General features: G+C 70.1%; 14 protein-coding genes. 13 read left to right on the top strand and 1 reads right to left on the bottom strand.

What is annotated here, in order from left to right:
- Nucleotides 1-51: 51 nt before the first annotated feature.
- The 12 genes from ABD708_RS18595 (at nucleotide 52) to ABD708_RS18540 (ending at nucleotide 13500) form a co-directional block, all read left to right on the top strand.
- A complete protein-coding gene (locus tag ABD708_RS18595) occupies nucleotides 52-1305 on the top strand; it encodes an LLM class flavin-dependent oxidoreductase (RefSeq protein ID WP_344757289.1) in 1254 nt (417 codons plus the stop codon).
- Nucleotides 1305-2702, top strand: coding sequence for an NtaA/DmoA family FMN-dependent monooxygenase (locus ABD708_RS18590; RefSeq protein ID WP_344757287.1), 1398 nt, complete (start codon nucleotides 1305-1307; stop codon nucleotides 2700-2702). Before ABD708_RS18595 ends, ABD708_RS18590 begins: the two co-directional genes overlap by 1 nt.
- A 98-nt stretch (nucleotides 2703-2800) precedes the next feature.
- Entirely contained in the window at nucleotides 2801-4420 is a 1620-nt protein-coding gene (locus ABD708_RS18585) for an ABC transporter substrate-binding protein (RefSeq protein ID WP_344757285.1), read from the top strand.
- A gap of 24 nt (nucleotides 4421-4444) precedes the next feature.
- Nucleotides 4445-5398 carry an ABC transporter permease gene (locus ABD708_RS18580; RefSeq protein ID WP_344757283.1) on the top strand — a complete coding sequence of 318 codons (954 nt, stop codon included), beginning with the start codon at nucleotides 4445-4447 and terminating at the stop codon, nucleotides 5396-5398.
- A 114-nt stretch (nucleotides 5399-5512) separates the two neighbouring features.
- The gene (locus ABD708_RS18575) at nucleotides 5513-6334 is read left to right on the top strand and encodes an ABC transporter permease (RefSeq protein ID WP_344757404.1); all 822 of its coding nucleotides are present in this window, start codon (nucleotides 5513-5515) and stop codon (nucleotides 6332-6334) included.
- The gene (locus tag ABD708_RS18570) at nucleotides 6331-7995 is read left to right on the top strand and encodes a dipeptide ABC transporter ATP-binding protein (RefSeq protein ID WP_344757281.1); all 1665 of its coding nucleotides are present in this window, start codon (nucleotides 6331-6333) and stop codon (nucleotides 7993-7995) included. Before ABD708_RS18575 ends, ABD708_RS18570 begins: the two co-directional genes overlap by 4 nt.
- Nucleotides 7992-9119, top strand: a complete 1128-nt coding sequence (locus ABD708_RS18565) for an LLM class flavin-dependent oxidoreductase (protein WP_344757279.1) — start codon at nucleotides 7992-7994, stop codon at nucleotides 9117-9119. The genes ABD708_RS18570 and ABD708_RS18565 overlap by 4 nt, the downstream gene beginning before the upstream one ends.
- A 126-nt stretch (nucleotides 9120-9245) precedes the next feature.
- Nucleotides 9246-10226, top strand: coding sequence for a MetQ/NlpA family ABC transporter substrate-binding protein (locus ABD708_RS18560; RefSeq protein WP_344757277.1), 981 nt, complete (start codon nucleotides 9246-9248; stop codon nucleotides 10224-10226).
- A 2-nt stretch (nucleotides 10227-10228) separates the two neighbouring features.
- Entirely contained in the window at nucleotides 10229-11263 is a 1035-nt protein-coding gene (locus ABD708_RS18555) for a methionine ABC transporter ATP-binding protein (RefSeq protein WP_344757275.1), read from the top strand.
- The gene (locus ABD708_RS18550; protein WP_344757273.1) at nucleotides 11260-11919 is read left to right on the top strand and encodes a methionine ABC transporter permease; all 660 of its coding nucleotides are present in this window, start codon (nucleotides 11260-11262) and stop codon (nucleotides 11917-11919) included. The genes ABD708_RS18555 and ABD708_RS18550 overlap by 4 nt, the downstream gene beginning before the upstream one ends.
- Complete coding sequence (locus tag ABD708_RS18545) at nucleotides 11919-13046, top strand: glutamate--cysteine ligase (protein ID WP_344757271.1); 1128 nt, start codon at nucleotides 11919-11921, stop codon at nucleotides 13044-13046. Before ABD708_RS18550 ends, ABD708_RS18545 begins: the two co-directional genes overlap by 1 nt.
- 43 nt (nucleotides 13047-13089) lie before the next feature.
- Complete coding sequence (locus ABD708_RS18540; RefSeq protein ID WP_344757269.1) at nucleotides 13090-13500, top strand: four-helix bundle copper-binding protein; 411 nt, start codon at nucleotides 13090-13092, stop codon at nucleotides 13498-13500.
- 52 nt (nucleotides 13501-13552) lie between these two features.
- On the opposite strand, the gene ABD708_RS18535 is transcribed toward ABD708_RS18540, so the two are convergent.
- A complete protein-coding gene (locus ABD708_RS18535; protein WP_344757267.1) occupies nucleotides 13553-13807 on the bottom strand; it encodes a nuclease in 255 nt (84 codons plus the stop codon).
- Nucleotides 13808-13950: 143 nt separating this feature from the next.
- Here ABD708_RS18535 and ABD708_RS18530 point away from each other — a divergent pair, with 143 nt between their 5' ends.
- Nucleotides 13951-14598: an NADPH-dependent F420 reductase gene (locus ABD708_RS18530; protein WP_425553327.1), complete on the top strand. Its 648-nt coding sequence runs from the start codon at nucleotides 13951-13953 to the stop codon at nucleotides 14596-14598.
- Nucleotides 14599-14648 lie beyond the last annotated feature (50 nt).

Here is a 14648-nt window from a genome sequence, read left to right as displayed (position 1 = left end):
CGCCGTAACAGAGCGTGCGCCGCCACCTCGTCCCTGCGTACCGTCGCCGCCATGACCCCCTCACCAACGCAGGGCGCCGCGCGGCGCCTCGACCTCGGCGTCGCGCTGAATGACGCCGGCTGGCACCCGGCCGCCTGGCGCGAGGAATCCGCCCGCCCCACCGAGCTGCTGACGGGGCGCTACTGGGCCGATCTCGCCCGCACCGCCGACGAGGCGGGCCTCGAGCTGCTCACCATCGAGGACGCCTTCGGCCTGCAGACGCGCCACCCCTTCGATGCCGTCGACCCCGCCGAGACGCGCGACGTGCGCGGCCGCCTCGACGCCGTGCTGCTCGCGAACTGGCTCGCCCCGGTGACGAGCCGCATCGGGCTCATCCCGACGGTGAGCACCACGCACACCGAGCCCTTCCACGTCTCGACCGCGATCGCGACGCTCGACTACGCGAGCCGCGGCCGCGCGGGCGTGCGCCCCGTCGCGAGCGCCAAGCCGCACGAGGCCGGCCACGTCGGCCGCCGCACCTTCCCCGAGATCGACCGCTCGGACTTCGCCGGCCCCGAGGCGCAGGCGCTCATCAGCGAGTGGTTCGGCGAGGCCGCCGACGCCATCGAGGTCGCGCGCCGGCTGTGGGACTCGTGGCAGGACGACGCCATCATCCGCGACACGGCGACCGGCCGCTTCATCGACCGTGACCGGGTGCACTACATCGACTTCGAGGGGGAGCACTTCAGCGTCAAGGGGCCGTCGATCGTGCCCCGCCCGCCGCAGGGCCAGCCGGTCGTCGCGCTGCTCGCGCACCAGCGCATCCCCTACGAGCTCGCCGCCCGTCAGGGCGACGTCGTCTTCATCACCCCGCACGACGAGGCCCAGCTCGCGTCGATCACCGCCGAGGTGCGCGACGCCGAGACGCGGGTCGAGCGCGTGGGTGAGCCCCTGCGCGTCTGGGCCGACGTCGTGGTGCTGATCGAGGAGACGACGGATGCCGCGCGGGCCGCCCTCGCCCGACTGGACGAGCTCGCGGGCGAGCCCCTCACGAGCGACGCGCTCATCGTCGCCGACAGCGCGGCGGGTGTCGCCGAGCGGCTGCTCGCCTGGCACGCGGCCGGTGTGGACGGCATCCGTCTGCGCCCTGCCCGCCTGCCGCTCGACCTCGACCGCATCGTGACCGGCGTGCTGCCCCTGCTCGAGAAGGCGGGCGTGCGCACGCCGCGCACCGACGAGGCCGCCGCGACCCTGCGCGCCCGCCTCGGGCTGCCCGTCGCCCCCAACCGATACGAGACGGCCAGCTACGAGAAGGAAATCGCCTGATGAGCGCAACGAACCCCACCACCGGCAAGCCGATCAAGCAGGTCCACCTCGCCGCGCACTTCCCCGGTGTCAACAACACGACCGTGTGGAGCGACCCGGCCTCAGGCAGCCAGATCGACTTCGACTCGTTCGAGCACTTCGCGAAGACCGCCGAGCGCGGCAGGTTCGACTACCTCTTCCTCGCCGAGGGCCTGCGCCTGCGCGAGCACCGCGGGCACATCCACGACCTCGACGTCGTCGGCCGGCCGAACACGCTCGCGATCCTCGCCGCAGTCGCCGCGATCACAGAGCACATCGGCCTTGTCGGCACGCTCAGCTCGACGTTCAACGAGCCGTACGAGCTGGCGCGTCAGCTGCAGACCCTCGACGTGCTCTCCGGCGGCCGCGCCGGGTGGAACGTCGTGACGACCTCGGATGCCTTCACCGGCGCCAACTTCCGTCGAGGCGGCTTCCTCGACTACGCCGACCGCTACCTGCGCTCGAGCGAGTTCATCGCCACGGCACGCGAGCTGTGGGACTCCTGGGCCGACGGCGCGGTCGTCGCGGACAAGGCCGCCGGCCGGTTCCTCGCCGACGATGCGCTCGGCCTCGTCGACCACCACGGGCCGCAGTTCGACGTGACGGGTTACGGCACGCTGCCGCACTCGCCGCAGGGCCACCCCGTGATCGTGCAGGCGGGCGACTCGAGCGACGGCCGCGATTTTGCGGCGCGGGACGCCGAGGTCATCTTCTCGCGGCACTCGGAGTTCGAGGACGGCCAGGCGTTTTACGCCGATGTCAAGGCCCGCGTCGAGGCGAACGGGCGTGACCGGGACGACCTCAAGATCCTGCCGGCGGTCACCTTCGTCCTCGGCGATACGGCCGAGGAGGCCGAGGAGCGCAGCCGCTTCATCCAGCACCAGCAGGTCAGCCCTCAGACGGCGATCGCCTTCCTCGAGCAGGTGTGGGGCCGCGACCTCACGGCGTACGACCCTGAGGGGCCGTTGCCCGATGTCGAGCCGGACCTCTCCGGGGCATCCGTCACCCGCGGGCGCGTGCGGCACGATCGCGACGTCGCGGCCACCGCGCGGCAGTGGCGCGAGCTGGCCGAGGCCGAGAACCTCAGCATCCGCGAGCTGGTCATCCGCGTCTCCGGCCGGCATTCCTTCGTCGGCACGCCGCAGCACGTCGCGGAGGAGATCAACCGCTATGTGCAGGGGGATGCCTCCGACGGGTTCGTCGTCGTCGGGCACCTGAGCCCCACGGGGCTCGACGAGTTCGCCGATCGGGTGATCCCCGAGCTGCAGGAGCGCGGCGTGTTCCGCACCGAATACCCCGAGGGTGCGACGCTGCGCGAACTGCTCGGCGTCAAGCCGCCGGTCGCACAGGCCGCGGACCTCGTGACGTCATCTTCGTAACGCAGGGACCCACTAGTTCATACGCGGGCGGGCCGCTCGGCCCGTGCCTAGCGTCGAAGCACACCCCATTTCGACCCCCTCGACCAGGAGATCTCACAGTGACCACACGCACCAGCGCGCGCCTCGCCGTGCTCGTCGCCGGGGCCGCCGCGCTCGCGTTCGCGCTCGCCGGCTGCTCGGGCGGCTCCAACGCGACCGGCTCGACCGGCTCGGCCGCGAGCAGCGACAAGCCCGTCTCCGGCGGCAACCTGACCTTCGCCATCTCCAGTGAGAACGGCTGCATCGACCCGCAGCAGGTCGGCAACAATGACGACATCGCCATTGCGCGCCAGACCGTCGCCTCGCTCACCTCGCAGGACCCGAAGACCGGCGAGATCAAGCCGTGGCTCGCCTCTTCGTGGAAGGTCAACGCCGACGCGTCGAGCTTCACCTTCACGCTGCGCAAGGGCGCGAGCTACGCCGACGGCACGCCGATCGACGCGGAATCCGTCAAGGAGAACTTCGCGGGCATCCAGGCCCTCGGCGCCAAGGCGTCGCTCGGCTCGACGTATCTGAGCGGCCTCAAGGACGTCAAGGTCATCGACCCGCAGACGGTCGAGGTCGACTTCAACGGCCCGAGCGCGCAGTTCCTGCAGGCGACCTCGACCTTCACCCTGGGCCTCGTCTCCGACGCGAGCACGAAGCTCTCCGTCGCCGATCGCTGCGCGGGCAAGTTCGTCGGCTCGGGCCCGTTCACGGTGAAGAGCTTCACCCCGGCCCAGCAGGCGGTGCTCGTCAAGCGGGACGGCTACAACTGGGGCCCGTCGACGAACGCGCACACCGGTGAGGCGTACCTCGACAGCGTGACCTTCAAGGTCGTCCCAGAGGCGTCGACGCTGACCGGCTCACTGTCCAGCGGGCAGGTCGACGCGTCGGCCGACGTGCAGGTCACCGACCTGTCGCAGTTCGAAGGCAACGGATTCTGGGTGCAGAACCGCACCAACCCGGGCGTCGTGTACAACCTCTACCCCAATGCGAAGAACCCGATTCTGGCGGACGAGAGCGTTCGCCAGGCGATCTCGAAGGCCATCGACCGCAGCGCCGTGACGAAGCTGCTCACCAAGTGGGACAAGCCGGCGAAGAGCGTGCTGTCGTCCTCCACGCCGTACTGGAGCGACCAGTCGAGTCTGCTCACGCAGGACGTCTCGGGTGCCAAGAAGCTGCTCGACGACGACGGATGGAAGGTCGGCAGCGACGGCATCCGCGAGAAGGACGGGCAGAAGCTGTCGTTCAAGCTCGTCTACTGGCAGAACACGAACGACCAGCTGCAGCTGGTGCAGCAGGAGCTCAAGGCGGTCGGCATCGACCTGCAGCTCAAGCAGACGACGATCGCCGACGCGACTGCGACCAACAACGGCACCCAGGCGCTGTCGTGGGGCAACCTGACCCGCGCCGACCCCGATGTGGTGCGCACCGTGTTCTCGGCCCGCGGCACGCAGAACAACAACCACCGAGCGGTGGAGCCGGTCGACGACGTCCTCGACCAGCAGGCCGCCACGACCGACAAGGCGACGCGTCAGAAGCTCGTCGACCAGGCCGTGCAGACCCTGATCAAGGAGGCCTGGTCCATCCCGGTGTTCCAGCTCTCGACCACGATCGCGGCTTCTGAGAAGGTGCACGATCTGAAGTTCGAGGCCTCCAGCCGTCTCGACTTCTACGACGCCTGGCTCAGCAAGTAGGCGACTCAGGCGAACGGATCGGCGATGCTCAGATACCTGGCCAGACGGCTGCTGCAAGGCGTGTTCGTGCTCTGGGCTGCGTACACGCTGTCGTTCCTGATCCTGTTCACCCTCCCCGGCGACGCGGCCACGGTCGCGGCCGCCGGGGGCGGTGACACCAGCACGGTCGACCCGAAGCTCGTCGAGCAGCTGCGCCACGAATACGGCCTCGACCAGCCGCTCTGGCTGCAGTACCTGCACGCGCTCGGCAAAGCCCTGCGCGGCGACTTCGGCAGCAACCCGCAGACCGGGCAGCCCGCGCTGCACGAGGTCACCCAGGTGCTGCCGAACACCCTCGGCCTCGCCGCATCGGCGCTGGTGCTCGCGGTCGTGGTGGGCTTCCTGCTCGCGATCGCGAGCACCTTCCCGCGCGCGTCGTGGCTGCGGCAGGCGCTCGGCGCGCTGCCGCCGCTCGGCGCCGCGGTGCCGGTGTTCTGGATCGGCCTGCTGCTGCTGCAGTGGTTCTCCTTCCACCTGCGCTGGTTCCCGTCATTGGGGGACCAAGGATTCCGCAGCCTGGTGCTCCCCGCCGTCACGCTCGCCGTGCCGACGGGCGCCTACATCGCGCAACTGCTCTCGCGCAGCCTGCGCCTCACTCTCGGCCGGCCCTACATCGAGCAGGTGCGCGCCAAGGGCGCAGGCGAGGCGCGGGTGCACTTCGCACACGCGCTGCGCAACGCGGTGCTGCCGACGCTGACCATGGTCGGCGTGCTGATCGGCAATCTGCTCGCCGGCACGGTCGTCACCGAGACGGTGTTCTCGCGCACCGGCGTCGGCCGGCTCGTCGTGCAGGCCGTCGGCGACCGCGACCTTCCGGTCGTGCAGGTCGTGGTGGTCTTCGCCGCCCTGGTCTTCGTCGTCTCCAGCCTCGCCGTCGACCTCGTCTACCCGCTCATCGACCGGCGCATCGTGCTCGGCCGCGCCGCCGCAACCGCCTAGGGGGTCACCGTGTCAGAGCTCATCCTGAACGAACGGTTCACCGACAGCGGCCCGGAGGCCGAGACCCGCCACGAGGGCGAGCCGACCGGCGAGGCGCGCCGGCGCCCGGCATCCGTGACCCGCTTCTTCATCGCGGCCGGCAAGCGACCGGGCCTCGTCATCTCGGTGCTCGTGATCGCCCTCGTCATCGTGTGGGCGCTCGCGCCCAGCCTGTTCACCCACCAGGACCCGCTCGTCGGCAACGTCACCGACCGCCTGCAGGCGCCGAGCGCACGGCACATCTTCGGCACGGACAACCTCGGCCGCGACCTCTGGGCGCGCGTCGTCTACGGCTCGGCGCAGTCCCTCGCCGCGACGTTCCTCGCGGTCGTGCTCGCCCTCGTCGTCGGGTCGGTGCTCGGCCTGCTCGCCGGCTTCCTGCGCGGCTGGGTCGACGACGTCATCATGCGCGTGATGGACGTCGTGCTCGCCATCCCCACCGTGCTGCTCTCGCTCGCGATCATCACGGCGCTCGGCTTCGGCACCGTGAACGTCGCGATCGCGGTCGGCTTCGCGAGCGCCGCGAGCTTCGCGCGCGTCATGCGCTCCGAGGTCATCACGATCTCGACCGCGCTCTACGTCGAGGCCGCCCGTGCCTCGGGCGTGCGCTGGTACACGGTGCTGCGCCGACACGTGCTGCCGAACTCGCTCGGCCCGGTGCTCTCGCTCTCGGCGCTCGAGTTCGGCACCGCCGTGCTCGCGATCTCGAGCTTGAGCTTCCTCGGCTTCGGGGCGCCGCCGCCCGCGCCGGAATGGGGCGCCCTCATCTCAGAGGGCCGCAACTACCTCGCGACCTCGTGGTGGCTCACGACCTTCCCCGGCCTGATCATCGTCGCGGTCGTGCTGGCTGCGAACCGGGTCAGCCGCGCGTTCGAGAAGAACGGAGCAGCACGATGACGACGGATGCCTCAGACGCCCTTCTGCGCGTCAAGAACCTCCGCGTCGCCTACGAAGCCGCAGGCCGCCGCGTCGAGGCGGTGCGGGGTGTCGACTTCGAGGTGGCCCGCGGCGAGGTCGTCGCCATCGTCGGCGAGTCCGGCAGTGGCAAGACGACGACGGCGCAGGCGGTCATCCACCTGCTCGACCCGACCGCGCGGGTCGGCGCCGACGAGCTCGCCTTCGACGGCATCGAGCTGACGAAGCTCAGCCGCGGGCAGTGGCGCGAGGTGCGCGGCGCGCGCATCGGGCTCATCCCGCAGGACCCGGTCGTCTCGCTCGACCCCGTGAAGAAGATCGGCGAGCAGGTCGCCGAGGCGCTGCGCGTGCACAAGCTGGCGAGCCGGCGCGCCGCTGGGGAGCGGGCTGTCGCCCTGCTCGAGCTCGCCGGGCTCTCGCAGCCGGCGCTGCGCGCGAAGCAGTTCCCGCACCAGCTCTCCGGCGGCATGAAGCAGCGCGCGCTCATCGCGGCGGCGCTCGCCCCTGAGCCCGAGCTGATCATCGCCGACGAGCCCACGAGCGCCCTCGACGTGACGGTGCAGAAGCAGATCCTGGATCACCTCGAGAACCTCGTGCGCGAGCGCGGCACCGCCGTGCTGCTCATCACTCACGATCTCGCCGTGGCCGCCGACCGCGCCGACCGCATCCTCGTGATGCAGGGCGGTGAGATCGTCGAGCAGGGCGCTGCCGCCCAGGTGCTGGGCTCGCCACGGCATCCGTACACCCGCGCCCTGGTCGCCGCGGCTCCCGCGCTCGCGAGCGGCCGGCTCCAGCCCTCGGCGAGCGTCAGGGAGCGGATCGAGACGGATGCCGCACCGCGGACCCCACGCCCGCCGCTGTTGACTGCTACGAACCTCACGAAGGACTTCGGCTCTGGCCGCGACCGCCTGCGCGCCGTCGACGCCGTGAGCTTCGAGATCGCCCGCGGCGAGACCTTCGCCCTCGTCGGGGAATCCGGCTCCGGCAAGAGCACGACCGCCCGGCTGGTCGCGCGCCTCGAGACGGCGAGCGACGGCACCGTGGTGCTCGACGGGCAGGACTACACGCACGCCCGCGGCGAGCGGCTGCGGCAGCTGCGCCGCCGGCTGCAGCTCGTCTACCAGAATCCGTACGCCTCGCTCGACCCGCGCTTCACGGTCGCCGATGCCGTCGACGAGCCGCTGCGCGCCTTCGGCCGCCCGCGGGTCGAGCGCGCGCGGCGCGTCACCGAGCTCATCGACCTCGTCGCGCTGCCTGCCTCGTTCGCGAGCCGCCGCCCCGCTGAGCTCTCCGGTGGGCAGCGCCAGCGCGTCGCCATCGCCCGCGCGCTCGCCCTCGAACCCGAGCTGCTGATCCTCGACGAGGCCGTCTCGGCCCTCGACGTGTCGGTGCAGGCGCAGATCCTGCAGCTGCTCACCGACCTGCAGGCGGAGCTCGGGCTCGCCTACCTCTTCATCACGCACGACCTCGCCGTCGTGCGCCAGGTCGCCGACCGCGTCGGCGTGATGCAGGGCGGCTGCCTCGTCGAGACGGGCGCGGCGGCAGGCATCCTCGAATCCCCGAGCGACGCGTACACCCGCCGCCTGCTCGAGGCGATCCCGGGCCGTGAGTTCACCACCACGCCAGAAAGCAGCGCGCAGTGAAGGTCATCGGCCTCGACATCATCCCGAACACGCCGGATGCCTCGGGGCGCGTCCCGACGCCCGCCGAGCGCCTCACGCAGACCGTCGACAGCGCGATCCTCTTCGAGGAGCTCGGCTTCGACGGCTTCGCGGTGGGGGAGCGGCACCACCCGCCGTTCCTGTCGAGCGCGCCACCCGTGGTGCTGAGTCACCTCGCCGCCCTCACCCGGCGCATCCGCCTCTTCACCGGTGTGACGCTGCTCTCGGTGCTCGACCCGGTGCGTGTCGCCGAGGACTACGCGACCGTCGACAACCTCTCGGGCGGCCGCCTCGAGCTCATCATCGGCAAGGGCAACGGGCCTGAGCAGGCCGAGCTGTTCGGCATCGGGCGGCTCGACGCGTGGGGCACGATCCGCGAGAACTACCTGCTGCTGCGCCGCATCTGGAGCGAGCAGAAGGTGACGTGGGATGCCCCGGCCGGTGTGCCCAGCATCAGAACGGCGCCCCTGCGCGATGCCGAGATCTGGCCGCGCCCGCTGCAGCCGAAGGTCCGCATCTGGCACGGCTCGGCCTCTGCCGAGCGCTCTGTCGAGCTCGCGGCGGAGCACGGCGATCCGATCTTCTCGGCGAACGGCTTCAACCCGCTCGAGCACTACGGCCGGCTGATCGACCACTACCGCCGGAAGTGGGAGGAGTTCGGCCGCGACCCGAGGGACGCGACGGTCGGCGCCGGCCACATCGCGCTCGTCGTGCGACCCAACTCGCAGGACGCGCGGGCGGCGTTCCGTCCGTCCTACGAGAAGCTCGCCGCCTCGCTGCGCGAGACCGGCGGCCACCAGCTGCCCGGCACCTTCACGAACTACGCGGACTACGACGAGTACCTCGCCCAGAGCTCGGCCCTCGTCGGCAGCCCGCAGGAGGTGCTCGACAAGATCCACCGCTATCACGAGGCGTTCGGCAACACCGTGATCCACATCAGCGGGCACGGCGGCGAGCTGGGGCAGAGCGCGCTGCGCGAGAGCCTCGAGCTGTTCGCCGCCGAGGTGCTGCCTGAGCTGCGCGTGTCGATCCCCGACCCAGAGTGGCCCGAGCCGACGCTCGCCATCACGCGCACCCCGGCTCGGGAATCCGTCGCCGTCGCCTGAGCCGGCCCCGACCCCTGCCCTGTCGCAGTGTGACGTCACATCGCTCAACGCGGCGCAACATGAATTGGCCCACCCGCCGACGGCCCGTGACGATGGACGCTCACCCCACGAGGAGAAGGAGCACCCATGTCCGAGCCGTCATTGCCTCCGCGGCTTCCCGAGAAGCCCACACGTCGCACCGGATTGATCACGGGCATCGTGATCGCAGCCGTCGTCGTCATCGTCGCGGTCGTCCTGATCGTCGTCAATGTCGCGAAGCCAAAGGCCGATGACGCGGCCTCCGGCGGTGCGAGCGGCGCAGCGGCGAGCAAGCCGCAGACCGTCTCGATCGGGGTGACGGATGCCTCGCAGCCGTACTGGAAGATCTACTCCGACCTCGCGAAGAAGAAGTACAACGTCACGGTCAAGCTCGTGAACTTCTCCGATTACAGCCAGCCGAATCCGGCGCTCAGGCAGAAGCAGCTCGACCTCAACGAGTTCCAGCACATCGAGTACCTCGCCGACTACAACAACACGAGCGGCGACGACCTGCAGCCGATCGGACCGACCGCGATCTACCCGCTGCCGCTGTACTCGACGAAGTACAAGACCCCCTCCGAGCTGCCCGCAGACGCGCCCGTCGCGATCCCGAACGACGCGATCAACGAGGCGCGCGGCCTGCTGGTGCTGCAGTCGGCCGGCCTGCTCGAGCTCAAGGACGGCGGCTCGCCGTTCTCGACCGTGAACGACATCACGTCCTCCAAGATCAAGGTGACGGCCCTGGATGCCGCGCAGACCGCGCGCGCCCTGCAGTCCGGCTCGGTCGAGGCTGCGATCGTGAACAAGAACTACGCGACCGACGCGAAGCTGCCGAACACCGACATCATCGCGAAGGACGACCCCAGCGACCCCTCCGCGCAGCCCTACGTCAACGTGTTCGTGGCCCGCGCAGCCGACAAGGACAACAAGCTCTACCAGGAGCTCGCGGCCCTCTACCTCGACCCGAGCGTCGAGAAGTCGGTGCAGGACGTGAACGGAGGCAGCGCCGTGTTCAGCGACCTGAGCGCCAAGGAGCTGCAGACGTTGCTCGCGAAGACGCAGGAGCAGGAGAAGGCGGCCAAGGGCTGAGCATGACCGACGCACTGGTCCGACTGGAGGGCGTCAGCAAGACGTACGCCAGCCCGGCCGGCCCGGTCACGGCGGTGCAGGATCTCTCCCTGGATGTCATCCAGGGAGAGATCCTCGGCGTGATCGGCTACTCCGGCGCGGGCAAGAGCACGCTTGTGCGCCTGATCAACGCCCTCGAGCTGCCGACGACGGGGCGGGTGTTCGTCGGTGACGACGAGCTCACCGCGCTGCCCGAGAAGCGGCGCAGGGCGGTGCGCCGCGAGATCGGCATGATCTTCCAGCAGTTCAACCTGTTCAACTCGCGCACCGTGGCGGGCAATGTCGGCTACCCGCTGAAGCTCGCCGGGGTGAAGCAGCCGGAGCGCGATCGGCGCATCGCGCGCCTGCTCGACTTCGTCGGGCTGCTCGACCGCGCCCACGCCTATCCCGACCAGCTCTCCGGCGGGCAGAAGCAGCGGGTGGGCATCGCCCGCGCGCTCGCCACCGATCCGAAGCTGCTGCTCGCCGACGAGGCGACCAGCGCCCTCGACCCCGAGACGACGGCCGACGTGCTCGCCCTGCTCAAGAAGGTGAACCGCGAGCTCGGCGTCACCATCGTCGTCATCACCCACGAGATGGATGCGATCCGCGCGATCGCTGACCGCGTCGCCGTCATGGACGGCGGCCGCCTCGCCGAGCTCGGCAACGTGTACGACGTCTTCGCTTCGCCGTCGACGCCCACGGTCGCGCGGTTCGTCGCCACGGTGCTGCGCGACCGGCCCTCGGCCGAGACGCTGCAGCGGCTGCGGGCTTCCCACGCCGGCCGGCTCGTCACCGTGAAGGTGCCCGACCGCCGCGGCTTCGCGGGGCTCCTCGCGAGCACGCTCGCCGAGCACGGCGTCTCGGGCGAGATCGTCTACGGCGGCATCAGCGAGCTGCAGGAGAAGCCGATCGGGTCACTCACCTACGAGCTGATCGGGTCAGACGCCGCGACGGATGCCGCGCTCGCCGCGCTGCGTGTGAACGGCGTCGTCGTCGCTGAGGAGGACGCGGAATGACCGACCTCATCACCGACCTGCCGACGTTCTACGGCGCCATCTGGCAGACGCTCGTCATGGTGCTCGTCGCCCTGATCGTCGCCGGGGTGATCGGCCTCGGCATCGGCATCCTGCTCTATGCCACCGCGCCGGGCCGCCTGCTCGAGAATCGCACGGCCAACCTCGTGACGAACGTCGTGGTGAACATCGTGCGCCCCGTGCCGTTCATCATCTTCATCGTGGCGATCGAGCCGCTCACCGTCAGGGTGCTCGGCACTTACCTCGGCGTGCAGGGCGCCGCGTTCGCCATCTCGCTCGGGGCGGCTTTCGCCGTGTCCCGCATCGTCGAGCAGAACCTCGTCGCGGTGGACCCGGGCGTGGTCGAGGCGGCGCGGTCGATGGGGGCGAGCCCTGCCCGCATCATCTTCACGGTGTTGATCCCCGAGGGCCTCGGGCCTCTGATCCTGGGCTATACCTTCGTGTATGTGGCGCTCGTCGACATGTCCGCGCAGGCCGGAGCCGTGGGCGGCGGCGGCCTCGGCGACTTCGCGATCCAGTACGGGCTCAACCGCTTCAACTACCCGATCATCTACGTCACGGTCGCGGTGATCATCGTGATCGTGCAACTGGGTCAGTTCTTCGGCAACTGGCTCGCGCGCAGGGTGATGCGGCGCTGATGACGATCTCGTTCGCGCGCTCAGGGCGCTCGACGGTGGGGCTCGAATGGGAGCTGATGCTCGCGGACGCGCGCACCGGCGACCTCGTTCCCGCCGCCCCGGCGATCCTCGACGAGCTCGGCGCGCATCTCGGGATCACGGGCGAGCTGCTCACCAACACCGTCGAGGTGATCAGCGAGCCGCGCAGCCGGGTCGCCGACGCCGTGGCCGACCTGAGGCTGCGCATCGACACGGTGCGCATGGCCGCCCACCTGCGCGACGTCGTGCTGCTCTCATCGGGCAGCCACCCGTTCGCGCGCTGGAACGACCAGCAGATCACGCAGAAGACCAGGTACCACACCCTCGTCGAGCGCACGCAGTGGTGGGGTCGCAACATGATGATCTGGGGCATCCACGTGCATATCGGGGTCGACGATGTGCGCAAGGTGATCCCGATCGTCGACGAGCTCACCACCTATCTGCCCCATCTTCAGGCGCTCTCGGCCTCGAGCCCGTTCTGGGCGGGGGAGGAGACGGGGTATGCCTCCAACCGGGCGCTGGTCTTCCAGCAGCTGCCGACCGCGGGCCTGCCGTGGGCGCTCGGCGACTGGGCGGACTTCGAGCGGTACGTCGCCGATCTGGTGCACACGGGGGTGATCGACGACGTCACCGAGGTGCGCTGGGACGTGCGCCCGGCGCCGCGCTGGGGCACGATCGAGGTGCGGGCGTGCGACGCGGTCAGCAACCCGCTCGAGCTCTCCGCGATCGCCGCGCTGGTGCAGTGCCTCGTCGAGTGGATCTCGCGGCGGCTGGACGCCGGCGAGCAGCTGCGGTCCTTGCCGCCCTGGTTCCATCGCGAGAACAAGTGGCGCGCCGCGCGCTATGGAATGGACGTGATCACGATCTCGGACGCCGATGCCCGCGAGCTCACGGTGCGCGAGCACCTGCGCGAGCTGCTGCCCGTGCTCGAGCCGATCGCGGCGGACCTGGGATGCCTGACCGAGCTCGCCGGCGTCCACGACATCCTCGCCGTCGGGGCCGGATATCAGCGGCAGCTGCGTGCGGCGCACGCCGCCGGCGGCGATCTGCGCGCCGTCGTGCGGCACTTGATCGCCGAATTCGATGCGGAGCGCCCGCTGGCCCCGTAACATTTCGTAACGTAGCGAGTTCTTCAACCGGCGACGACACGAGATGCGGGAGACCGACGTGGACACGATGGAAATGATGAAGTCCATGCCCATGGGCAGCATGCCGATGGACATGATGGCGATGCAGGACTGCATTCAGTCCCTCAACGCCTGCTCGATGGCCGCCACGATGTGCGCGGGCGCCGACATGACCGAGATGGACATGGCGAAGTGCACCGCGATGTGCTCGAACATGGCCGACATGGCTGACGCCACGATGCGCATGATGATGCGCCCCGCCGGCATGGACATGGAGGTCATGAAGGCGATGCTCATGGCCTGCATGACGATGGGGAAGGCGTGCGCCGCCGAGTGCCGCATGCACGCCGACATGGCCGAGCATTGCCGCTACTGCGCGATGGCCTGCGACGACATGGTCATGAAGTGCGAGGCCATGATGGCCCAGGTGGCTTGACCCCCGATCGTCGAGGAGGATGCCGTAGGCATCCGTCTCGAAACGCTCGGAGCTACGCCGCCCGCGCCGTCGTCGCGACCCGCCCCGCGTCGAGGATCTCGGCGACGGGGTGGTAGGCGACGGGCTCGCCCGCGCTGAGCCCGACCGCGTCGAAGACGCGCAGCTCGGCGACCGTGCCGTCGAGGAACGCGACGGCCAGCAGCGAACCGGATGCCTCGACCACGAGGCCGTCCTGCCAGGCGCGCGGCGTGGCGCCCGCCATGGCCCGCTGGATCGGGAGGACTGTCGACGAGATCGTGCGGGACATGGGTTCACCTGCTTCCGTGGTTCGGTGACTCGAAGGTACGTGGCGCTCGTGCGCGGGCAAAGCACAGTGGTCTCAATTCGTAACGGACCGCCGCAGCGGAACACCGGCGGAATGACTTCGCGCTCGGCGGGGTTGCCGCGAACATGACAACTCTCGGATTCGTCGGTGCCGGTCAGATCGGCGGCACCGTCGCCCGCCTCGCGGCCCAGCTCGGTTACAACGTCGTCGTCAGCAACTCGCGAGCCCCTGAGACGCTCGCCGATCTGGTGGCGGAAATCGGCCCGAATGCCCGGGCGGCATGGGCGGCTGAGGCATCCGCTGCCGCTGACATCGCCTTCGTCTCGATCCCTTTGAAGAACATCTGGCAGGTCGACCCCGCGCCGCTCGCGGGCAAGATCGTGCTCGAGACGAACAACTACTACGAGCAGCGTGACGGTCGCATCGCCGCGCTCGACGAAGAGCGGGCGACGACCACCGGACTGCTGCAGGAGCACCTGCCCACCTCGCGCGTCGTGAAGGCGTTCAACCACATCAACTGGAAGCACATCCCGGTGCAGGGCCTGCCCGCCGGCGACCCGAACCGCCGGGCCCTCGCCCTCGCGAGCGACTACGCCGACGCGCGCGACTTCACCCGCCGCTTCTACGACGAGCTCGGCTACGACGCGGTCGAGGTCAGCCCGGCCGAGAGCTGGCGCATCGAGCGCGGCACCCCCGGCTATGGCCCGCGCCTGACCGCGGCCGAGCTGACGGCAGCGCTCGCCGAGGCGGTGCGTTCGGTCACGCACGCGTAGTCGTGACGAGGTGACGGATGCCTCAGGCATCCGTCCCCGCCCCGAAGCCG

Source organism: Gryllotalpicola koreensis (assembly GCF_039538185.1).
Taxonomy (GTDB): Bacteria; Actinomycetota; Actinomycetes; order Actinomycetales; family Microbacteriaceae; genus Gryllotalpicola; species Gryllotalpicola koreensis.
This window is presented reverse-complemented; position numbering and strand designations above follow the sequence as displayed.